Consider the following 23,457-nt stretch of genomic DNA (forward strand, 5'->3'; position numbering starts at 1 on the left):
TGTGCATGACCTATGGGCTATCACCCGCGTTCGCCGACGCCTGCGCAATCATTTCTCGATGCGGTAGTTGAAGCTGGCGCGGCTGAACTCGGTGGCCTGCTGTGCCTCGAAGTTCCAGCGCTTGCTGAGGCGGTAGCGCAGGGTGATCACCTCGCCCGGCTCGAACAGGCCCACGCCGTAGCTGAGGTACAGCCGCGGCGACAGGTACTTGCCCACGGTGAACGCCGAGCTGCCGCCGAGCGCCTCGTTGCTGGACACGCCGACGTCGTCCACGCCCAGCTTCGAGCCGATGCTCTTGGCCAGCAGGTCGCCGGCGGCCGAGCCGAGCGCTTGCGCGGCGGCGCCCACCATGTCGCCTTCGCCGCCCTTCACCTGCGACAGCGGCTTGCCGGTGACCAGGTAGGACAGCGCGTCGGACTGCTCCATCACCGGGTTGGAGAACACGGTGAGGATCGGTCGCTGCGCGGTGCCGGAGACCAGCAGGCCGACTTCCTGGCCTTCGTCGATGGTGGCGTTCGGGTTGAGCTTGCGCACGGCGCGGATGTTGAGGCCCGGGTTGTCGATCGGCGTGCTGGCGAACAGCAGCTGGCCGCGCTGGATCTGCAGGTTCTGGCCGTAGGCACGATAGGTGCCGTTCACCGCGATCTGGCCCTGGCCCGTGGTGGCGCGGCCGGGGCGCTCGACCACCGTGAGCACGCCGCTGACGCGGCCGTCCAGACCCATGCCGACGACGTGTGTCTTGCGGCCGAGATCCACCTTGACCAGGGCGCGGATCGGCAGCTTGCTGGCCGCCTGTTGCTGCTGCTTCTCATCGACCACCACCACGTCGGGCGAGGCCTGGGTGGCGCCGGCGCCGGGCAATTTTTCGGCATTCACGTCGGCGCTGTCGATGCTGAGCGCGCCGCCGATGTCGATGCCGTTGGCGTCCTGTGTCACGGTGAGGTCGGGCGAGATCACCACCTTGGCCGCGGGGATGTCGGCGGCGGTGAACTGGCTGCCCTTGAGCGTGAGGCTGGTCCGGGCGTCGGCACCGAGGGCGGCGCTGCCGTCGATCGCCACGCTGCCCTTGCCCGATTGCACGCTGCCGCGGATCAGGAACTGCCGCGCGTCGGTGGTGCTGACCGTGAGCTGGCCCTCGCTCAGTTTGAGTCCGGCCGACGGCACCTCGGCGGCGAAGCCGCGCACGTTCGCCTGGCCGGTGACCGCGGGTTGCTTCAGCGTGCCGGCGAAGCGGAAATTGCCGTCGACGCCGCCCTTGACGCCGGCCACTTCGCTGCTGAACAGCTCGACGAAGGCGAGGTTGTTCAGGCGCAGGTCGAGCTGGCCACCCAGCGTCTGCTGCGCGCCGCTCATCGTGACCTGACCGTCGATGCGGCCGCCGTCGTCGAGCCCGCCGTGCACGGCGATGCGCTGGCCGGTGGGCACAAGGTCGGCGTCCACGCGCAACTGCTCGTAGCGCAGCAGCGGTTCGTCGGCGCGGTCGGTGTAGCTGACGCTGCCATGCGCGGAGCTGAGCGAGGCGTTGCCGCTGAGCGCGCCGGCGGCGCTGCGGCGGATCTTGCCGCTGCCCTCGATGACGCCATCGGCGCGCATCGGCAGGTCGGCGTTGCCGGTGGCGTTCAGCAGCAACGCCAGCGGCAGTGCCTGCAACCGGTAACTGGCGTCGAGGTTGCCCGGCTTGTCCCGTTTCGCGGCCGCGCACAATTGCGGGTCGCCGGCGCTCAGGCACAGCTCGGACAGGCTCATCGCGCCATCGTTGTAGCTCAGTCGCGACGGCTGCAGCAGGCGCCAGCCGGGCATGCCCTGCGGTTCGAGGTTGAGGGTGGACAGCGTGCCGTTCCAGGCCGATCCCTTCAACGCGCCGTGCAGGGCGAGCTCGCCGGAAAGCTGGGTACCGCGGGCATCCACGCGCAATTGATGGTCGCCCTGGCTGCCTTCGGCCAGCAGGTTGATATGCTGGAACAGCAGGCCCTGCAGGTACACGTTGCCGGTTTGCAGATCGAGTTTTCCGGCCGGATGGCTGATGTCGGGAATGCCCACGATCAGTCGCAGCGTATCCGCCTTCTGTTGCTGCCAGGCCAGTGTCTGGCCGTGCAGCTGGCCGTTGATGGCAAGCTTCGGTAGCCGGCCGCGGATGTTGAAATGGCCGTCCAGACGGCCGCTTGCATCCGGTAACCAGTCGCCCAGCGAGGCGATCGCCAGTTGCAAGTCGGCATCGTTGCTGGCGCCGGGGCGGGCATCCAGTTTCACCGTGCTGCCGCCGGAGGCGAGATCGAGCTGGCCGTCGACCACTTCGTCCGGCGACAGGTGCAGCTTGCCGTGGCCGCTGACCGCGCGCTCGCGCAGCTTGCCCGCCAGCCGGCGGATCTCCAGCGTGGCGTCGGGGCCGTCTTTCGGCAGGCTGCCGCTGCTGGCGACGTCGAAATCCAGGGCACCGTTCCAACCGGCGAACAGCTGGCCGGGGTCGAACCTATCGGCGGTCGCTTCGGCCTGCCACGCCAGGTTCGGCTGCAGGGTCAGCGTGCCGTGCGCCTGCAAGCCGCCTTGTGCCTGTTTCAGTTGCAGCGTGTGCAGGGTGATCAGCTGCGCGGTACCGTCCAGGTTCAGCGCCAGCTTCGCGAGCTTGCCCGGCGGACCGATGTCGACGTCGCCTTCGACATGGTATTTGTCGGCGCTGCCGCTGGCCTTGATGTCGCCGCGGCTGGCCAGCGCCTGGCCGGCCAGATCCGGTGGCAGCAGCAGGTCGTTCCAGCGGATGTTCAGTGCGGCGCTGAGTGGCTTGGCGGCGAGTTGCACGGTGCCGCTGGCTTCCACGCTGCCCTTGATCTGCGGCGAACCGAGCTTGAGTTGCTGCAGGGTCAGCGTGTCGTAATCGTGGCTGAATTGCGCGCGCAGCGGTTGCAGCAGCAACTGGTAGTCGTTGAGATCGAGCCGGCCATCGAGCGTGCCGCCGTAGCGGTCGCCATGGCCTTGCACGGCCATCGCCAGTGCCTTCAGCGAGCTGCCGCCGAGCAGCGGTTTCGGGTCGAAGCGCGGCGCGTCGAGCCGGCCGGTCCAGGCGTGGTCGCCGGACTGGATCAGGTCCATTTGCAATCGGGCCACGGCCGGCGCAGTGAGCTTGAGGTCGAGCTGCGCGCGCTTGCCATCGCTGCGTGCGTCGAGGCTGCCGGCGTAGCGGGTCTCGCCGATTTTCCAGGCAAAGGCGGCCTTGCCGTTGCCCTGGTAACGCGTGCCGATCGCCAGCTTGCCATCCAGGTTGGCGTGGCCGTCGGGCGCCTGCAGCACGAGCTGGCGCAGTTCGATGCCGCGGCCGGTCCAGCTGCCGGCCAGGTCGAACTGATTGGAGGCGAACAGCGGCTGGCCGTCCTGCGTCAGCTTCACCGTGCCCACGTGCACGCGGTCGAGGATCAGTTCGATCGGCGGCTGCAGCGAGAAGCTGCCGGGGCGGGAGGTGTCATCCGGTGCGGACTTCGGCAGGGCGACCTCGACGCCATCGACGTCCAGCGCGAGCACATGCAGGCGTTTGGTCAGCAAGGGCCAGAAGCGCAGATCCAGATGCGCCTTTGCCACGGTCGCCACGGTGCCCTTGCCGTCGTCGTAGCGGATACCGGCCAGGTCGAGCGGGCCGAGCAGACGGCCTTGCGCCTGTTGCACATGCAACGCGCCGTCGGTGGCGGCCTGCGCCCACGCCAGCGCAAAGCGCAGGCCGGAACCGGTACCGAGCAGCCACCACAGTGTCGCCGCCACGAGTAGCAGCAGTGCGGCGAATGCGATGGCGATGCGCTTGAACCACTTCATGAATCCGATGCCTTCCGTTTTTCCTCAGTGATTGCGTTTTTTGCTTTTCGGGATCCCATCTTTTACTCAAAGTTGCAAAAGGGCAGTCCTGCCCTTTTGCAACTCGCCGAGTCCGTTGCACGGACCCGGCTCCGCCGCATCGACCACGCCGTGGTCGATGCGCGTGCGATCCATCCGTGGATCGCCTGTGAGCAGCCGCCTGCGGCGACCGCTCACAGATCCGGTCCGATCACCAGATGCAGCTGGATGCCGTGCGCGCGGTCGTCGTGGATCGGCGTGCCCAGGTCGACGCGGATCATGCCCACCGGCGAGCGCCAGCGCAGGCCGAGGCCGGCGCCGATCTTCGGGCGGTAGTCGGTGCCGCTGAACGCGTTGCCGGTGTCGACGAAGGCGGCCATGCCCCAGTTGCGCGTGAAGTAGTGTTCGACCTCGGTGCTGGCGACCAGCAGGTTGTGGCCGCCGATGACGCGGTCGGCGCTGTTGCGCGGGCCGATCGCTTGGTAGCCGTAGCCGCGCACCGAGCGGTCGCCGCCGGCGAAGAAGCGCAGTTGCGGCGGCAGCGCGGCGAAGTCGTTGGTCCAGGTCGTGCCGGCGCTGCCGCGCAGGATCAGCCGGTTGCGGCTGCGCGTGCCGAACGCGCGGATCCATTTCGCGTCGGCGATGACCTGGCTGAAGCTGGCGTCGGACAGCAGGCTGCCGGCGGTGCTGCGCGCGGCCACGCTGAGCAGCCAGCCGCGCCGCACGAAGTCGGGGTTGTCGGCCTGCTTGCGCGTCAGCGCGGCCTCGCCGAACACCAGCGTGCTTTGCCCGCGTTCGATGCCCGGCGTGTTGTCCGGCTCGCCGCCGCGCTTGCCCACGGTGAACGTGCCGGACAGCGCATGCACGCCCAGGGTGCGGGTCCAGCCGTGCCACTGGCGGGTCTCGTTGCCGACCAGTTCCAGCGTGCGCGATTGCGAGGTGGCGGTGTTCGCGTCGCGGAAGTTCGCGCCGACGTTGTAGCTGCGCTGGTTGTCGCCGGGCAGCGGAATCGAGTACAGCGTGGACAGCGTCTTCAGCTTCTGCGCCACCACCAGTTCGTTCTTCCACTTGTGCCCGCGCCGGTTGACCCAGCGCCGCTCCATCCCGCCGCGCACGCCGAAGCCGGTGTCGGTGCCGATGAACGGGCCGCCGGTGTAGATCGTGCGCTTGGCCGGCGCCAGCTGCACGCTGATGTCGACCACGCCGCCCTTCGCCGCGTCCATGTCCGGCAGCACGTTGACTACCGCGAAATAGTCCGCGCCGTTCAGTGCCTGCTGCAGTTCCAGCAGCTGGTTCTGCGAAAAGTAGTCGCCGGATTTGAACGGCACGTAGCGGTCGAGGAAGCCGTCGTTGAACTGCGAGCCGTCGAAGTGCACCTGGCCGTAGCGGTAGCGCGGGCCTGCCTGCCACGCCAGCTTGATCGCCGCGCTGTGGTCGGCGCGGGTGACTTCGACCCGGTGGGTGAGCAGGCGGGCGTCGAGGAAACCGTTGGCGGTGAGCTGCGCGCTCAGCGCGTCGCGCGCCGCGTCGTAGGCGCCGTGGTTCAGCGGCTTGCCCTTGAGCCGTTCGAGCGCGCGTTTCGCGCGGCGCAGCGGGGCGAGCTGCGCCGCCTCCTTGTCCAGTTGCACGTCGACCGCGGTGACCTTGACCGGCTCGCCCGGCTGCACGTGCAGGGTCACCTGCCAGTCCTTGCCGACTTGTTGCAGGTCGCCGGTGACGCTGGCGTCGTAGTAGCCGTACGGCTCCAGCGCGGACTTTACCTGGCCGGGCGCGCGCTCGTACAGGCGCCGCACCTGCGCATCGCTGACTTCACGGGTCGCGTATTGCGACAGCTCCACGCCGGCGATGGCCGCCGTCTTCAGCGGATCCTCGACGCCATCGACCGTCAGCCGCACGCCGGCATGGGCTTGTGATGCCAGCAGCAACAGCAGCAAAAGGCTCAGGCGTCGGCGGGGGCGGCGCATGCGTGGGGTTCCATCCTCTGGGGCGTCTACACGGGGCGAGGGAAGCTTACCCAAGTCGTTGTTGGCTGGGTATGAATGCCGCTCATTACCTTGGCACCAGGGCCAAAGCGTCGTGCTTGATTTGTTGACATCGCCGAGGCGATATCAACCGGCCTTGTCGCCCGCCTTGTGCGCGATCCATGCGCCGGTCACCGCCGAGACGTACGGGATCGACTGCGCGGCGAGGATGAACATCCACAAGGTGCCTTCGATGTAGCGCGTGCCGTAGCCTTCGGCCATGCCGACGATGCACAGCATCAGCGCCAGCGCCATCAGCAGCTCCTCGCGCACCGGCGCGAACGCGGCGAAGTTGCTGCCGCCCAGGCGCCGGCTCTTGGCGGTGACCACGAACGAGGTTTTCTCGCGGGTCAGCCCGTGCAGGATGCCGCGCGCGATCGCGTGCGACAGGCCCATGCTGGCCAGCGAGGCCATCAAGGTGTCGTACCAGCTGCACGGCACGCGGGCGCGGTACAGCACGATGCCGAAGATCGCCTTGGCGAAGAAGAAGCCGATCACCGGGATCAGGAACAGCTGCATCGGCAGGCTGAAGTACTGCGGGAAGGCGACCATGCCGGCGGTCCAGAACAGCGCCATCAGGGTGAACACCAGGTGCAGCGCATCGGCGAACCAGCTGAACCAGCCGGTGAGGAAGTGGAAGCGCTGGCCGGCCGACAGCGGCCCCTTCTTCGTCATCCAGCTCCAGCGGCCCTTGAGGATCTGCATCGCGCCGAACGCCCAGCGGTAGCGCTGGCTCTTGTACGCCTTGAAGTCGGCCGGGGTCAGGCCCTTACCCATCAGTTCGTCGACGTAGACCAGCTCGTAGCCGGCGTGCATCAGGCGCAGGCCCAGCTCGGCGTCCTCGCAGATGGTCCACTCGGACCAGCCGCCGGTGCCTTCCAGCGCGCTGCGCCGGACCATTGTCATGGTGCCGTGCTGGATGATCGCGTTGCGCTCGTTGCGATGGTGCATGCCGATGCGGAAGAAGCCGTCGTATTCCCACGCGGTCATCCGGCGGAACGTGTTGTGCGCGAACTCGCGGTGCGCCTGCGGGCACTGCACCACCGCCACCTTCGCGTCATGGAAGTAACCGGTCAGCGTGGCCAGCCAGTCGGCACGCACTTCGTAGTCGGCGTCGATCACCGCCACCACGTCGGCCCGCGGGTCGGTTTCCTTCAAACCGAAGTTCAGCGCGCCGGCCTTGTAGCCGGGCCACGGTGCCAGGTGGAAGAAGCGGAAGCGCTTGCCCAGTTTTTCGCAGTACGCCTGCACCGGTTGCCACACCGCCGGGTCCTTGGTGTTGTTGTCGATCACCAGCACTTCGAAGTTGGCGTAGTCGAGTGCCGCCAGCGAATCGAGCGTGATGATCACCATCTCCGGCGGCTCGTTGTAGCAGGCCAGGTGGATCGACACGAACGGCTGCTTCTCGGGCGGATCGGGTTTCAGCATGCCGGCATGGCGCATCCACTCGCGCCGCCACAGCACCTCGGTGAACTCGAAGCCGTTGATCAGCAGGATCGCCAGGATCGCGATCTGCGCCGGGAACAGCAGCGTGAGCATGGTCCAGTCGATCCAGCTCAGGTAGAAGTTGAACGGCAGCGTGGCCGACCAGGTGATCAGCCCGCAGGCCAGCTGGATCAGCATGCAGAAGAACAGCCGCCCCATCAGCTTGAAGCGGCTGAAGCGGCGGGCGAAGAGGATCATCGGCAGCAGTGCCAGCAGGCTTGCTGCGATCGCCTTCCACGGCCACGCGGTGTCTTCGGTGACCGGGCCGGTCAGCGGGAACTTCATCTGGCGGTCGGCGTTGAACATGCCCCAGTACGCGCCGGTGCGGCCCTCGCCCAGGTTTTCCTTCCACGGCTGATCGAACGCTTCGAGCAGGAAGTAATCGATGTGCTGAGCCTTGGCCGCGTTCATCCAGTCGCGGATGAAGATCGCCTCGTTGGAGACCGAGGGGTCGGCGTACTCGTGGCGGTCGCCGTTCGACGGCCAGCCGATCTCGCCGACCACGACGGGCTTGTCCGGATAGCGCTGGCGGATCTGCTGGTAGGCACCGAGCGCGGCGGGCACGGCGTCCTTGCGCGCGATGCCGTTCCAGAACGGAAACAAGTGGATGGTGACGAAATCCACGTGCTGAGCCAGTTCGGGATACTTCAGCCAGATGTAGTCCGGCTCGGCGATCGATACCGGCTGGTGCACGGCGGCGCGCACCCGATCCAGGTAAAGCATCATCTGCTCGGGCGGCAGATCGTTGCGGAACAGCACCTCGTTGCCCACGATGACGCGGGTGATCGTATCGGGGTAGGCGCGCGCCTTGGCGATCAGCAGCTCGATCTCGCGCTCGTTGTTGTCCAGGCGCTTGTCGATCTCGGCGCCGGCCATCACCTTCAGGCCTTCCTTCTGCGCCAGCCGGTACAGCTGCGGGTTCTGCTGCATCGTATAGGTGCGCACCCGGTCGGTGTACCGATGCAGCAGCTTCAGGTCGGCAGCGATGTCGTCGCTGCTGGGATAATCCTGCTTGAACGGGCTCTGGTAGCGCTGGAAGACCGACAGCGAGAAACCACCGATCTTGCCGTGCCAGTCGTCCGGGCCATGCGGCAGGTTGCCGTACCACCACAGCCCGATGTTCATCGCGGCCACGATCAGGGCGAGCACGATCGCCGTGAGCAGCGGGTACCGGCTGTTGTGGTTTGCTGCGGTGGCGCTCAAAAAAATCCCCGGAGGAAGCCTGCGCAACAGGCGGTAAAGCCCGAGGAGCTTAACCAATCCATGGCATCGGGCTCAATAAAGATCGTCGGGCGCGGTCAGCGCAAGGTCAGCCGGGGCGGTAGTTTCGGGTGGGCAGGGCTCGCTGGCTGCGGTAGCGGGAGCGGCGAGCCGGGAGCCGATGGTGACCCTCCGCCGGGCAGTCGGCAGGTCTTTTGGGCTAGAGTCGTGCCGGTTGCCCGCGCCGAATCGACGGCGTCGCGGCGACCGCTCGGTCTCGGGGGCCAGGCGTTTCCTGTTTGGGGTCACTTTTGCGACAGCTTACCTGGCGGTTCCTGCTACTCACCTTCGTTTTTCTCACCTTGAGCCGGTTTGGTCTTTGCCTGTGGCTGTGGCCGCGGGTGCAGCCGACGGACGGTCTGTGGCCGGTCCTTTTCGGCGGCTGGCGCATCGACCTGTGCCTGCTGGCGATGGTCTGCGCATGGCCGGCCCTGCTGTCGCCGTGGCTGGGTCACCGGCGTTGGCCCACGCGCATCGCGGCTTGGTGGTATCGGTTGTGGTGGCTGCTGTTCGTGCTGCTGGAGGTGTCGACGCCGCAGTTCATCCTCGAATACGACACCCGCCCGAACCGCCTGTACGTCGAGTACCTCAACAGTCCGCATGAGGTGTCGGCGATGCTGTGGCACGGCTACAAGGGCGTGCTGCTGGTCGGGCTGGTCGCGCTGGCGCTGCTGGGCTGGCTCGGTTTCCGGCTGCTGCGCACTCACCTGGTCGATGCGCGGATGAAGTTCCGGCTGCGACCGCTGGTGACGGCGGCGGCGTTCGTGGTGCTGTTTCTGGCTGCGCGCGGCACGCTCGACCATCGGCCGCTGAACGCTTCGGTGGTGGCGTTCAGCGACGACAGCATGGTGAATTCGCTGCCGCTGAACTCGCTCTACAACGTGATCAACGCGATCCGCGGCATGAGCAACGAGCGTTCGGCAGCGACGGTCTACGGCCCGATGCCGGAGCCGGAGATGCAGCGCCTCGTGCGCCAGGCGGCCGGCCTGGACGGGCCGATGCTGGACCCGCAACACCCCAGCATGCATCGCCAGCAGGCCGCGGCGAAACCGGCAAAACCGCTGAACCTGGTGATCATCCTGGAGGAGAGCCTGGGTGCGCAGTACATCGGCACGCTGGGCGGGGACAAGCTTTCGCCGCAGTTCGATGCGCTGGCGAAAGAGGGCTGGCTGCTGGCGCGGGCCTATGCCACCGGCACGCGCTCGGTGCGCGGACTGGAGGCGGTCAATACCGGCTTTCTGCCGACCCCGGCCGAGGCGGTGCTGAAATTGCCGCGCAGCCAGCACGGCTTCTTTACCCTGGCCGGCCTGCTGGGCGAATTCGGTTATCGCTCGCGCTTCATCTACGGCGGCGAGGCGCACTTCGACAACATGAAGTCGTTCTTCCTCGGCAATGGCTTCGACGAGGTGGTCGATCAGCCGAAGTTCGAGGTGAAGCCGACCTTCGTCGGCTCGTGGGGTGCTTCCGACGAGGACATGTTCAACGAACTGCACCATCGGCTGATGCAGGATGGCGACAAGCGCCAGTTCACGCTGGCCTTCAGCGTGTCCAACCACACGCCGTGGGAATATCCCGCCGGGCGCATCCAGGCCAGCACGCCGGCGGCCAGCGTGCAGAACACCGCGCGTTACGCCGACTGGGCGATCGGCCAGTTCTTCGCCCGCGCGAAGCAGTCGCCGTACTGGGATCACACCGTATTCCTGATCGTGGCCGACCACGATTCGCGCGTGTTCGGCGCCAGCCTGGTGCCGGTGCGGCACTTCCATATTCCGGCGCTGATCCTCGGTGCCGGCGTGCCGGTGCAGCGGGACGAACACATCGTCAGCCAGATCGATCTGGCGCCGACGCTGCTGTCGCTGATCGGCATCAGCAGCGTGCACCCGATGCTGGGCGCCGACCTCACCGTGCACTATCCCGACCGCGCCATCATGCAGTACGGCGATAACTACGGTTATCTCCAGCGCGACCAGTTGCTGGTGCTGCAGCCGGGACAGCCGGCCGAGCAGTTCCACTACCAGGCGGACGGCGAAACGCTCACGCCGGTGCCGGTGGATCCCGCCCTGGACCGGCTGGCGCTGGCCCATGCGCTGTGGTCGAGCTGGGCGTATTTCAACCAGCGCTACGTGCTGCCGCCCAAGGCCATGCAACCCGCGCCGGCGCCAGCCGCGAGCGTGTCCAGGCCGGTGGAACCGGTGCCATGTTGCGTGACGCGCCAGCTGTAAACGAAGAAACCCGGCGCGATGCCGGGTTTCCTCATGGTGTTGCCGGCGGCGCTCAACGCAGCAGCGAGCGCAGCATCCACGCCGTCTTCTCGTGCTCCTTCAGGCGTCCGGTGACCATGTCGGCGGTGCCGTCGTCGCCGGCGGCATTGGCGGCCTTGAGCACGTCGCGGGCGGTAGCGGCGGCGACTTCGTGGCCTTCGACCAGCTGACCCACCATCTCCTTCCATTCCGGCACGCCGGACTCTTCCTTGATCGAGCTGAGCTTGGCGAACTGGCTGTAGGAGCCGGGGGCGAACACGTCCAGCGTGCGGATGCGCTCGGCGACCTCGTCGGCGGCCAGCCACAGTTCGTTGTACTGGGTCTCGAACATGATGTGCAGGCTGTTGAACTGCGGGCCGGTGACGTTCCAGTGGAAGCTGTGGGTTTTCAGGTACAGCGAATAGGTGTCGGCCAGCAGCTTGGACAGATGCTTGGCGACCTGCTCGCGATCTTTTTTGGCGATACCGATGGAAATGGCCATGTGCTGCTCCTTCCTGTGATGGGTTGACGGCGTGGGCAAACAGTAGCGGGTCGGTCGGTGACGGTGAAATGAATCCTTCCGATGCGGCCGATAGCCGGGGGCTATCAAGTCGGCGGGTCGCCAGCGGCTATCATGTGCGGTCCGATGAACGATGCTCACCCGCCCGCTACCGATCCCGCCGCCGATCCCGGCCTGCGCAAGCTGCGCCGGCAACTGGATGCGGTGTCCAGCCGCGACTTCGGTCGCCTGCTGGGTCGCTGGCGTGCGTTGTCGCGCCGGCCGGACGAGAACAAGTTGGGGGCGCTGGTCGCGGATATCGAGCGCTCCGCGGCCAAACGCCGCGCCCGGGTGGCTGCCAAGCCGCCGATCCGGCTGGACGAGTCGCTGCCGATCAGCGCGCGCGGCGAAGACATCGTCAAGCTGATCCGCGAACACCAGGTGGTGGTGATCGCCGGCGAGACCGGCTCGGGCAAGACCACCCAGCTGCCGAAACTGTGCCTGGCCGCCGGCCGCGGCGAGGCCGGCATGATCGGCTGCACCCAGCCGCGCCGGCTGGCCGCGCGCTCGGTGGCGCGCCGCGTGGCCGAGGAACTGGGCACGCCGCTGGGCGAGATCGTGGGTTTCCAGGTGCGCTTCAACGATCAGGTGTCCGAGCGCAGCCTGATCAAGTTCATGACCGACGGCATCCTGCTGGCCGAGACCCAGGGCGACCCGTGGCTCTCCGCGTACGACACCATCATCATCGACGAGGCGCACGAGCGCAGCCTCAACATCGACTTCCTGCTCGGCTACCTCAAGCGGCTGGCGCTGAAGCGGCCGGAGCTGAAGATCATCGTCACTTCGGCGACGATCGACACGGCACGCTTTGCCGAGCACTTCGACGGCGCGCCGGTGGTCGAGGTGGAGGGGCGCGCATATCCGGTGGAGCTGCGCTGGCGTTCGCTGGACGAGATCGCCGCGCGGCAGGGGCGTGGCAAGGACATGCAGCAGGGCAGCGCCGAACACATCGCCGCCGTGCTCGACGAGATCACCCACGACGACCCGCGCGGCGACGTGCTGGTATTCCTGCCCGGCGAGCGCGAGATCCGCGACGCGCACCAGTTGCTGTCGCGTCGGCAGTACCGCGAGACCGAGATCATGCCGCTGTACGCGCGGCTTTCCGCCGGCGACCAGGACCGCGTGTTCAAGCCCGGCGTGAAGCGCCGCGTGGTGCTGGCCACCAACGTGGCCGAGACCTCGCTCACCGTGCCGCGCATCCGCTACGTGGTCGACACCGGCACCGCGCGGGTGAAGCGCTACAGCCAGCGCAGCCAGCTCGAGCGGCTGCACGTGGAACCGGTCTCGCAGGCCGCCGCCGACCAGCGCAAGGGACGCTGCGGCCGTGTGGGGCCGGGCGTCTGCTATCGGCTGTACGACGAGGCCGACTTCGCCGGCCGCGCCGCGTTCACCGATCCGGAACTGCTGCGCTCGTCGCTGGCCAACGTGATCCTGCGCATGCTGGCGCTGCAGCTGGGCGAGGTGGACGAGTTCCCGTTCCTGGAGGCGCCCGACCCGCGCGTGGTCGCCGACGGCTTCCGCCGGCTCACCGAAATTTCCGCGATCGACGACGCGCGCAAGCTCACGCCGATCGGCCGCACCCTGGCGCGGTTGCCGATCGACGTGCAACTGGCACGCATGCTGGTGGAAGGCGAGAAGCTGCACAGCCTGCGCGAACTGCTCACCATCGTGTCCTTCCTCAGTATCCAGGATCCGCGCGAGCGCCCGGGCGATGCGCGCCAGCAGGCCGACGCCGCGCACGCCGTGTTCGCCGACCCGAAGTCCGACTTCGTCGGCGTGCTGAACCTGTGGCGCGCCTATCACGACGCGCACGAGGAACTGACCCAGTCGAAGCTGCGCGACTGGTGCTCGCGGCATTTCCTCAGCTTCATGCGCATGCGCGAATGGCGCGAGCTGCATCGGCAGTTGCTGCTGGTGGTGCAGGAGCTTGGTTGGAAGCTGGATATTTCATCTCCCGTGGGGGACGAAGTGCGGAATGCAGGATCTGCTCCTCCCCCTGCTCGCAGGGGGAGGCTGGGAGGGGGTGAAGCTTTTCGCTCTGTTGCACAAAGTCAAAAGCGAACCCCACCCCAGCCCTCCCCTGCAAGCAGGGGAGGGAGTCAGGACGATGACACTGCTGCGCGTCTCTACGAATCCGTGCATCGCGCCTTGCTCTCCGGCCTGCCCACCCAGGTCGGCCGCAAGGACGAGAAGGGCGTCTACCAGAGCACGCGCGAACGCAAGTTCCAGGTATTTCCCGGTTCGGCCTTGTCCAAGGCGCCGCCGAACTGGCTGTTTTCCGCGCAGATCCTCGACGTGGGCGGGCGCGTGTGGGGCATGGCGAATGCGCGCGTGGAACCGCTGTGGATCGAGCAGCAGGCGGCGCACCTGCTGCGCACGAGTTGCCGCGACGCGCATTGGTCGAAGAAACGCGGCTGCGTGGTGGCGTACGAACAGGTCAGCCTGTTCGGCCTGGTGCTGGTGGAGAAGCGGCCGGTCACGTTCCAGCCACAGGATCCCGCGTTGGCCCACGCGATCTTCCTGCGCGAGGCGCTGGTGCGCGGAGACATCGACAGCCGCGTCGATTTCGTGCGCGCTAACCAGCTCGTGCTGGAGGAGGCGCTCGGTATCGAGGCGAAGCAGCGTCGCGAAGGCCTGATCCGCCATGAGGACGATCTGGTCGCCTTCTTCGAAGGCAAACTGCCCGAGGAGATCGCCAGCAGCCGCGCGCTGGATGCGTGGTACCGCAAGGCGCGCCCGGCCGAGCAGGCCGCGCTGCGCTGGTCGCTGGACGATGTGCTGGTCGGCGGTGCGGGGCTGGACGCGAAGGCGTTTCCCGCTGCACTCGAAATCCCACCGCAAAGGTACAAGCTCGAATACCGCTTCGTCCCCGGCGACGAAGCCGATGGCGTCACCCTGCACCTGCCGCTGGCGATGTTGAATGCGCTGCCGCCCGCCCGCTGCGAATGGCTGGTGCCGGGCCTGCTCGCCGACAAGGTGGCCGAACTGATCCGCGGCCTGCCGAAGGCGCTGCGGCGCAACTTCGTGCCGGCGCCGGATTTTGCGCGCGCCTTCGTCGAGGCCGAGTCGCCGCGCGACGAACCGCTGGCGAAAGCTTTGGCCACGTTCCTGAAACGCGCCACTGGCGTCGACCTTGCCGCGAGCGAATTCACCGCTGTCGAACTGCCACCGCACTTGCTGATGCGCTATCGCCTGCACGACGAGCGCGGCAAGACGCTGGCCAGCAGCCGCGACCTGGCTGCGCTGCGCGGTCAATGGGAAGGCCAGGCGCGCGAGGCGTTCTCGCGCAAGACCGACATCGAGCTGACCCGCGAGGACGTGGCCAGCTGGGATTTCGAGGAGATCCCGGCGCAGGTGCGTTCCGACGGTGGCCTCACCGCGTTCCCGGCGCTGGTCGACCTGGGCGAGACGGTGGCGCTGCGCGTGTTCGAGCGCAGCGACGAGGCGCGCGCGGCACATCGGCAAGGCGTGGTGCGGCTGCTGCGCAATGCGCTGGCCAGCGACGCCAAACAGGCGCGTCGGCGGCTGCCGCTCGGCAACGCGCTGGCCTTGCAGTACGCGCCGCTTGGCGGCGTGGACGGGCTGCGCGAGGACCTGCTCGAAGGCGGCTTCGGCGACCTGCTCGAACAACATGAGCTGGACGTGCGCACTGCCGCTGCGTTCGAGAAGCTGCGCACACAGTTTTCGCGCGAGCTGTTCGGCGCCGGTGTCGAACGGCTGGAACTGGCCGAACCCGTGATCGAAGCGCAGGCCGAACTGAAGCCGTGGCTGCAGCCGCCGCTGCTGGGCTTCGCCCGCGCCAGCTACGACGACCTGCGCGAACAGTTCGACGCGCTGCTGACGCCGGGCTTCCTGCGCGAGCTGCCGGCGGCGCGGCTGGCGCATTACCCGCGCTATCTGAAGGCGATGCGCCTGCGCGGCGAGCGGTTGCGGCAGGACCCGGCGAAGGACCAGCAGCGCATGCTGCAAGTGATGCCGTATTGGCGCGCGTACCTGCAGCAGCGCGCCGCCGGTGCCGATGCGGCGGACCTGGCCGAGCTGCGCTGGTTGATCGAGGAATGGCGCGTATCGCTGTTCGCGCAGGAACTGAAGACCGCCGAACCGGTCTCGGCGAAGCGGCTGGCGAAAGCGCTGGCGGCGCTGGGCTGAACCTTCCGGTCAGCGCACGCGTTTGACGTGGGCAGAATCGTTGCAGCCGTCCACATACATCAGCCAGTTGCCGAGCATCGACGGCTTGACCTTGGCCGCAGGGTTGTCCGAGCTCATGCACGAAGGCGTGTCCGTGCCGACCTGCTCCCACACCTGGCCGTTGTCCAGCGTGAACTGGCTGTGGCCATGCCAGCCGTCGAAATGGCCGGCGATATGCGCGTTGATCTTGCTGCGCTTTTGCGTCTCGGGATAGAACACCGGCTTGCCGCTGGCGTCGACCATCTTGGTGACGGCCTTGCCGTGCTTGCGCAGCCAGTCGTCGAGGTTCTGCAGTTCCTGCGGCGACAGCTTGTCCAGCCCGGCCGCCTTGAATTCGGTGCTGCTCATGCGCTGCTGCAGGTCGTCGGCCTGCTGTGCCTGCACGGACAGGCAGCACAGCGGCAGCGCCAGCAGCAACGACCGGATCAGGTGACGCGGACGGATCGGCATGGGTGCATCCTTCAGGCAGGGAAACGGGCGGGACGATTCTGCGCGATAAACCGCTCCCCGGCCAGACACCGCGGTGGCCGTGGCCGCTGGTTCATGATGCGAATCCGTGAGGCGGCATGCCGCGGGCGAACGCCGATTCTGCGCGGTAAGCTGGTCGTGCGCCAGGCGTTGGCGGAACGTGCCAACCGGTGACGGCGGATGCAATGCGTGCCGTAGCGCCGGCCGACGAGGAAGATCGCTTCATGGTTCAAACCGTTTTCATTGCCGCCACCAGCTTGCAACCATGGCGCGACCGTGCCGGCACGTTGCCGCCGGTGCTGGCCGATGCGCTGGATGCCTGCGCCACCCGTGTGGTGAATCAGGCCGAGTGCACCGACGTGCTGGATCTGCTCGGCGTGCTCGGTTGCGATGCGCAAACCCAGGCGGCGGCGGTGTGGTTCGAGCTGGCGCGGGTCGACCCCGCGTTGTGGGCGGAGCGCCGCGCGAAGCTGCCGGCCGAATTGCAGCGGCTGGTCGATGGTCAGCAGGCGGCCGAGCAGGTGTGGGCGCTGCATGCGCAGCGGCCGCCGCAGGGTGCGGCCGAGGGTCTGCGCCGGTTGTTGCTGGCGATCGTGCGCGACCTGCGCGTGGTGTTCGTGCTGCTGGCGCGGCAGCTGGCGCGGATGCGCGCGGTGGCGAGCGCGCCGGAGGGCGAGCGCCAGGCGCTGGCGCGGCTGACCCGCGACATCCACGCGCCGCTGGCGAACCGGCTCGGCATCTGGCAGCTGAAGTGGGAGCTGGAAGACCTGGCGTTCCGCTACCTGCAGCCGGACACCTACCGCCGCATCGCGAACCTGCTCGACGAGCGCCGCACCGATCGCGAGGTGTTCATCCGCGACTCGCTGGACGAACTGCAGCGCGCGCTGGAAGCGGCCGGCATCCACGCCGAGCTGGCCGGGCGGCCGAAGCACATCTATTCGATCTGGAAGAAGATGCAGCGCAAGTCGCTGGACTTCTCCGACCTGTACGACATCCGCGCGGTGCGCGTGCTGGTCGACAACATCACCGACTGCTATGCCGCGCTGGGCGTGGTGCATTCGCTGTGGCCGCACCTGCCTGGCGAGTTCGACGACTACATCGCGCGGCCCAAGGCGAACGGCTACCAGTCGCTGCACACCGCGGTGCTGGGGCCATCCGGCAAGACCCTGGAAGTGCAGATCCGCACCCACGAGATGCACCGCGCGAACGAACTGGGCGTGGCCGCGCACTGGCGTTACAAGGAAGGCGGCAGCAGCGACGCCGAGTTCGAGGCGAAGATCGCCTGGATGCGCAAGCTGCTGGAGCCACGCGGCGAGGACGACAGTGCGCTGGCCGCCGAACTGCAGACCGAACTGCTGGAAGACCGCGTCTACCTGCTGACCCCGAAGGGCGAGGTGTTCGACCTGGCGCGCGGCGCCACCGTGCTGGATTTCGCCTACCTGGTGCACACCGAGGTGGGCCATCGCTGCCGCGGCGCCAAGGTCAACGGCCGCATCGTGCCGCTGACGTTCCAGCCGCAAAGCGGCGACCGGGTGGAGATCCTCACCGCCAAGGTGGCCGAGCCCAGCCGCGACTGGCTGTCGCCGCACCACGGCTACCTCAACACCGCGCGGGCGAAGGACAAGGTGCGCGCGTGGTTCCGCCGGATCGCCCACGACGCGAACCTCGCCGTGGGCCGCAGCATGTTCGAGCGCGAGCTGAAGCGGCTCGCTCTGTCGAACGCGGACGTGGGCAAGCTGCCGACTCACTTCCACCTGAAGAACCAGGACGAGCTGCTGATCGCGCTGGCGCTGGGCGAAATCACCCCCGGCCAGATCGCCCGCGTGCTGCAGGAAGCGGCGCAGCCGCCGGAACCGGCGGTCACCCAGTCCAGCGCGCCGGTAGCCTCGCGCCACGCCACGCTCGACCACAGTGCGCTCAGCATCGAGGGCATCGGCAACCTGCTGACCACGCTGGCGCGTTGCTGCCAGCCGCTGCCCGGCGACCCGGTGCGCGGCTTCATCACCAAGGGGCGCGGCGTCTCGGTGCATCGCACCGACTGCGGCAGCCTGGCACGGCTGGCGCGGCGCGACCCGGACCGGGTGATCGAGGTGAGCTGGGGCAGCGCCGCCGCGCAGGCGTACGAGGTCGACATCGAACTGCGCGGCTACGATCGCAAGGGCCTGCAGAAGGACGTCACCAGCGTCGTCAGCAATGCCGGCACCCACATCATCGCCTCGTCCAGCCGGCTGTTCGTGCACACCGGCGAGGTGGAAATGCGCTTCACCCTGCGGGTGCGCGATTTCGAACAGCTGTCGACCCTGCTCGGCAAGCTGCTGGCGCTGCCGAACGTGATCGACGTGCGCCGGGTCGGCGTCGGCTGAATGACCGCGCAATGCCCGCCGGTGGGCGAGCCGGTGGCTGGCGGCCCGATGTTAAGCTGCGTCGACTCCCTTCACAGCCACGGATCATGAGCGGACGCCGAGACCAGCACGACGCACATCCACCGATTCGCACCGAGCCCACCCTGGGTGATCTCGATCGACTGGATGCCCCGCGCGCGCCGGCCGCGGACGGCCTGCCGCAGGTATCGGTCGAACCGCGTCGCCCGCATGGCAGGGCCGCCGCACCGCCGCGGCGCAAACGTCGTCGTGGCTGGGTCGTTCCGTTTTTGCTGCTGCTGGCGCTCGCAGCGGTCGGCACACTCTGGCTCAGCCAGAACCGCCTGCGCGGGATGCTGCCGCGCACCGACTTCAACACGGTGCTGACGCAGGCGCAGCAGGCCTTGCAGGATGGCCGTCTGGACGGCCAGGACGGCACCAGCGCGCGCGAACTGTTCCAGGCCGCCGCGGCGCTGGAGCCGGACAACGATCGTGCACGCGATGGCCTGCGCCAGGTCGGCCAGGCCGAGTTGGCGCAGGCCGATGCCGCGCTGCAGGCAGGGCAGATTGCACAGGCTGTGCAGCAGGCGGCGGTGGCCCGCGAACTGCTCGGCGGCGGCAGCGACATCGACCGGCTTGATCGCGCGATCGCCGGCGCGCGCGCCGCGCAGGTGCATACGGTGGACCTGGTCGACCAGGCGCAGCAGGCGCTGGCCGCCGGCAAGCTGGATGGTCCCGAGGGCGCCGGCGCGCTGTATCAGCGCGTGCTGCGCGCCGATCCCGACAATGCGGTGGCGGCACACGGGCTCGACCAGGTCGGCTACGCACTGGCGGTGCAGGCGCGCACGGCGCTGGACGCGAAGGACGGCACGACGGCCGACGCGCGCATCGAGCAACTGGCCGTGCTGCAGCCGAACAACGGTGCGCTGCCGGCGCTGCGCGCGCTGCAGGCGCAGACGCGCAAGCAGGACAACAGCGCACTGGAGGCGGCGCTCAAGGCCGGCCAGGATGCGCTGCGCGCCGGGCGCATCGACGGCAGCGGCGACGACACCGCGCTGGTCCACTTCCAGGCCGCGCTCAAGCTCGATCCGGACAACGCCCAGGCGCGCGCCGGGCTTGGCAAGGTGGCGCAGGCGCTGACCGTGCAGGCGAATGCCGCGCTCGACGACGGCGACACGGCGCAGGCGGCGAAGCTGCTCGACCGGGCGGCGGAGCTGGCGCCGAAATCGGCCGACCTCGCCGCGACGCGGGCGCGCCTGGACAAGGCGCCGCCGGCTGCGGCCGCGCCGACGGCCGCGGAGGAGGCGCCCGTAGCGGCCGTCTTGTCGCCGCAGCAGGGCGCGGCGGTGGCGCAGCTGGTGCAGCGCGCGCAGGTGGCCACGAACAACGGCGACATCATGATGCCGCCCGGCGACAGCGCGTACGACCTGTACCGCAGCGCGCTGGCGATCGACGGCAACAACGAGGCGGCGCTGCATGGGTTGCAGGCCTTGCCCGGCCAGGTCGAGCAGCAATTCAACCAGGCGCTCGCCGCCGGCAACCTGGGCAAGGCCGGCGACATGCTGGCGAACCTGGCCGAACTGGCGCCGGGCGATGCCGCGCAGGGCGCGTTGGGCAACCGGCTGGCCAGCGCGTGGCTGGACCAGGCCGAGCAACAGCTGGCGCGCGGCGACCGCATCGGCGCCAGCCAGTCGTTGCAGCGCGCGCGCAAGCTGTCCCCCTCCAACCCGCGCGTGCTGGACCTTGGCGTCCGCCTGCAGGGCGGCGGATGAGCGCGGCATGACGGTACTGGTGTTCGGCGGCAGCAGCCAGATCGGCCATTTCCTGTTGCCGCGTCTGCTCGCCAGCGGCGAGTCGGTGCTGGCTCTGAGCCGGCAGCCGCGACCTGCGCAAGCTGGCGTGGAATGGCTGCAGGGAACCTTGCCCGACCGCGTGCCGGCGTTGCCGCCGTTGTCGGCGATCATCAGTTTCGGCCCGTTGCAGGGGCTGGCCGACTGGCTGGCGCAGGCCACCCTGGCCGACGCACCGCGAGTGATCGCCACCAGCTCGATGAGCGCCGAAACCAAACGCGATTCCAGTGTGCCGGCCGAACGCAACCTTGCGCGCCAGCTGCGCGACGGCGAAGCCGCGCTGGCCACCGCCTGCGAGCGGCACGGCTGCGCCTGGACCGTGCTGCGGCCGACCCTGGTCTACGGCGCCGGCCTGGACAAGAGCCTCACCCCGATCGCCCGCCGCGCGATGCGGCTGCGAGTGTTTCCGCTGCCGTCCGGGCGCGGCCTGCGCCAGCCGGTGCACGCGGACGACATCGCGCAGGCGGTGCTGGCCGCGCTGGAATGCCCGGCCGTGGCCGGCCGGATCCTGCCGATCGGCGGCGGCGAACGGCTGCGCTCCGGCGAGATGTTCGCGCGGGTGCGCAACAGCCTGTCGCGCAGCACCGTGCCCTTGCCGTTGCCGGGCTGGCTGTTGCGGCTGAGCCAGCGCGCGCTGCCGCCGTTGCGCGGCCCGCTGAGCCGGCTCGACAGCGACCTGATCGCCGACAACGGCGACTTGCAACGTCTGCTCGGCATTCGTCCGCGACCGTTCCGCCCCGACCCCGCGATGTGGGTATCGCCGCGCTAGCCGTGCGTCGCTGCCCGCGTTTCGCCCCGAAACCGCCCGCCGTGTTCATATGCCCGCCGGGTAGCAGGCCCTATGATCGAACCACTCGATAGCCGGATTTCCCCACGTTGGCCTTGATGACCCGTACTCGCTCGTTTGCGCGCCGCTGCTGGCCGTGGCTGCGCATCCCGTTCTGGATCGGCATGGGCCTGCTGTTCGGCTTCGTGCTGCCGTACACGCTGGTGTTGAACAAGCGGGTGCAGGATCGCTTCAACGAGCTGGTGTTCGCGGTGCCCACCAAGGTCTACGCGCGGCCCTTGCCGCTGGCCACCGGTACGCCGATGACGAGCGCGGCGCTGGAGCTGGAACTGACCTTCGCCGGCTACAGCAACGACGGCAAGGGCCAGGTCGCCGGCAGCTGGGTGAAGCAGGGCGCGCGCTACACGATCGCCTCGCGCGGCTACGCCGGCCCGGACGGCGGCGAGCTGCCCAAGCGCATCCGCGTCACGCTGAGCCGGGGCATGGTGCAGTCGGTGCAGGACGCAGCCAGCGGCAAGCCGATTGAACTGGCCCACCTGGACCCGGCGCGCATCGCCACGCTGTACGGTGCCAGCCAGGAAGAGCGCCGCTTCGTGCGCCTGGCCGACGTGCCGCCGCTGATGGTCAGCGGCCTGCAGGCGGTCGAGGACCGCGACTTCAACCATCACATCGGCATCGACGTCAGCGCGATCGCGCGCGCCGCGTTCGCCAACCTGCGTGCCGGGCATACCGTGCAGGGCGGCTCCACGCTGACCCAGCAGCTGGTGCGCAACCTGTTCCTCAGCCGCGACCAGAACCTCACGCGCAAGATCAACGAGGCGCTGATGTCGCTGCTGCTGGAGGCGCACTACAGCAAGGGGCGCATCCTCGAGGCCTACGTCAACGACGTCTTCCTCGGCCAGCAGGGCGGCCAGGCGGTGCACGGTTTCGCGGCGGCGTCGGAGTTCTACTTCGGGCGCCGGCTGGAAGACCTGCGGCCGCAGGAGATCGCGCTGCTGGTGGGCATGGTGAAGGGGCCAAGCTACTACGACCCGCGCCGCTCGCCGCAGCGTGCGCTGACCCGGCGCAACCTGGTGCTGCAGGAATTCTTCGAGACCAACCTGATCAACGCCGGCCAGCTCAATGCCGCGCAGGCGGCGCCGCTGGACATCGTCAAGAACGGCCAGCTGCCGCACAACCGCTTCCCCGCCTTCATGGACCTGGTGCGCAAGCAGATCACCGCCGACTTCGACGAGCAGGCGCTGCGCGAGGGCAACTTGTCGATCTTCACCACGCTCGATCCGGCCGCGCAGCTGTACACCGAGCAGGCGATCACCAGCGCGCTGAAAGGCCTCGGCAAGCGCGGCGACGGCGTGCAGGCGGCGGCGGTGGTGACCAGCGCGCAGACCGGTAGCGTGCTGGCCGTGGTCGGCAGCAAGATGCCGGGCGATCCGGGCTTCAACCGCGCGCTGGATGCGCGCCGGCCGATCGGCTCGACGATCAAGCCGTTCGTCTACCTGGTCGCGCTGACCCAGCCGGAGCGCTGGAACCTGGCCAGCATGATGGACGACAGCCCGGTCAGCCTGCGCCAGCCCGACGGCAGTTACTGGACGCCGCAGAACGACGACCACCGCAGCCACGATCCGCTGATCATGGTCGACGCGCTGGCGCACTCGTGGAACCTGGCGACGATCCATCTGGGGCTGCAGGTAGGCCTGCCGCGAATCCAGGCGTTCCTGAAATCGTTCGGCATCGGCGACATCAATCCCAGCCCGTCGCTCTTGATCGGCGCGCTCGACCTGGCGCCGCTGCAGCTGACCCAGCTGTACCAGTACCTCGCCGCCGACGGTCATGCGCTGCCGCTGGTGGCGGTGCGCGGCGTGCTCGACGGCAACGGCCGCACGATCAAGCGCTACCAGGTGCAGGGCGGTCGCGGCGAATACCAGGAAGCGGTGCGCCTGACCACCTGGGCGATGCAGCAGGTGGCCGAGTACGGCACCGCCAGCGCGCTGGGCAATTCCGCGCTGGCCTCGCTGCACGCCGCCGGCAAGACCGGCACCAGCAACGACATGCGCGACAGCTGGTTCGCCGGCTTCACCGGCGAGCACCTGGCAGTGTTCTGGATGGGCCGCGACGACAACAAGCCGACCACCCTGTTCGGCGCCAGCGGCGGCCTGCGCGCGTGGCGCGACCTGTTCGCCAAGCTGCCGAGCCGACCGTTGTCGGCTGCGCCCGGCGAGGGGCTGGAGATGGCCTGGATCAACCCGACCAGCGGCAAGCGCACCGAATCGCAATGCGAAGGCGCGCAGCAGGTGCCGGTGATCGCCGGCACCTTGTCGGCCGATACCGAAGGCTGTTTCTGGCAAAGCCTGTTCGGCGGCAGCGACAACCCACCTTCCACCGGAGCGGCTTCCCCCGCGCCCGACGTACCGAGCGGAAACTGA

Annotated in this window: 11 protein-coding genes; 6 read left to right on the forward strand and 5 right to left on the reverse strand. The window is 68.5% G+C overall.

What is annotated here, in order from left to right:
• Positions 1-48: 48 nt before the first annotated feature.
• The 3 genes from ASG75_RS12895 to ASG75_RS12905 form a co-directional block, all read right to left on the reverse strand.
• Positions 49-3,798, reverse strand: a complete 3,750-nt coding sequence (locus tag ASG75_RS12895; RefSeq protein WP_056390075.1) for a translocation/assembly module TamB domain-containing protein — start codon at positions 3,796-3,798, stop codon at positions 49-51.
• 212 nt (positions 3,799-4,010) lie between these two features.
• Entirely contained in the window at positions 4,011-5,780 is a 1,770-nt protein-coding gene (locus ASG75_RS12900) for an autotransporter assembly complex family protein (RefSeq protein ID WP_056390078.1), read from the reverse strand.
• Between the two features lie 144 nt (positions 5,781-5,924).
• On the reverse strand, positions 5,925-8,525 hold the full coding sequence (locus ASG75_RS12905; protein ID WP_056390080.1) for a glycosyltransferase family 2 protein: 2,601 nt from the start codon (positions 8,523-8,525) through the stop codon (positions 5,925-5,927).
• 398 nt (positions 8,526-8,923) lie between these two features.
• Here ASG75_RS12905 and ASG75_RS12910 point away from each other — a divergent pair, with 398 nt between their 5' ends.
• On the forward strand, positions 8,924-10,804 hold the full coding sequence (locus tag ASG75_RS12910) for an LTA synthase family protein (RefSeq protein ID WP_235580232.1): 1,881 nt from the start codon (positions 8,924-8,926) through the stop codon (positions 10,802-10,804).
• A gap of 52 nt (positions 10,805-10,856) precedes the next feature.
• Here the strand turns inward: ASG75_RS12910 and ASG75_RS12915 are convergent, their stop codons facing one another.
• Complete coding sequence (locus tag ASG75_RS12915) at positions 10,857-11,324, reverse strand: Dps family protein (RefSeq protein ID WP_056390088.1); 468 nt, start codon at positions 11,322-11,324, stop codon at positions 10,857-10,859.
• A gap of 144 nt (positions 11,325-11,468) precedes the next feature.
• Here ASG75_RS12915 and hrpA point away from each other — a divergent pair, with 144 nt between their 5' ends.
• Positions 11,469-15,530, forward strand: coding sequence for an ATP-dependent RNA helicase HrpA (gene hrpA, locus ASG75_RS12920; RefSeq protein WP_056390094.1), 4,062 nt, complete (start codon positions 11,469-11,471; stop codon positions 15,528-15,530).
• A 9-nt stretch (positions 15,531-15,539) separates the two neighbouring features.
• On the opposite strand, the gene ASG75_RS12925 is transcribed toward hrpA, so the two are convergent.
• Positions 15,540-16,019 (reverse strand): hypothetical protein, encoded by a 480-nt coding sequence (locus ASG75_RS12925; protein WP_056390102.1) that lies wholly within the window; start codon positions 16,017-16,019, stop codon positions 15,540-15,542.
• A gap of 242 nt (positions 16,020-16,261) precedes the next feature.
• On the opposite strand from ASG75_RS12925, the gene ASG75_RS12930 reads away from it, so the two are divergent.
• From ASG75_RS12930 to mrcB, 4 genes are all read left to right on the forward strand, one after another.
• Positions 16,262-18,400, forward strand: a complete 2,139-nt coding sequence (locus ASG75_RS12930; protein ID WP_056390676.1) for a bifunctional (p)ppGpp synthetase/guanosine-3',5'-bis(diphosphate) 3'-pyrophosphohydrolase — start codon at positions 16,262-16,264, stop codon at positions 18,398-18,400.
• A gap of 86 nt (positions 18,401-18,486) precedes the next feature.
• The gene (locus tag ASG75_RS12935) at positions 18,487-20,169 is read left to right on the forward strand and encodes a hypothetical protein (protein WP_056390104.1); all 1,683 of its coding nucleotides are present in this window, start codon (positions 18,487-18,489) and stop codon (positions 20,167-20,169) included.
• Between the two features lie 7 nt (positions 20,170-20,176).
• Positions 20,177-21,016, forward strand: a complete 840-nt coding sequence (locus ASG75_RS12940) for an NAD-dependent epimerase/dehydratase family protein (protein WP_056390108.1) — start codon at positions 20,177-20,179, stop codon at positions 21,014-21,016.
• Positions 21,017-21,123: 107 nt separating this feature from the next.
• The gene (gene mrcB, locus ASG75_RS12945; protein WP_056390112.1) at positions 21,124-23,457 is read left to right on the forward strand and encodes a penicillin-binding protein 1B; all 2,334 of its coding nucleotides are present in this window, start codon (positions 21,124-21,126) and stop codon (positions 23,455-23,457) included.

The organism is Rhodanobacter sp. Soil772, assembly GCF_001428385.1.
Lineage (GTDB): Bacteria > Pseudomonadota > Gammaproteobacteria > Xanthomonadales > Rhodanobacteraceae > Rhodanobacter.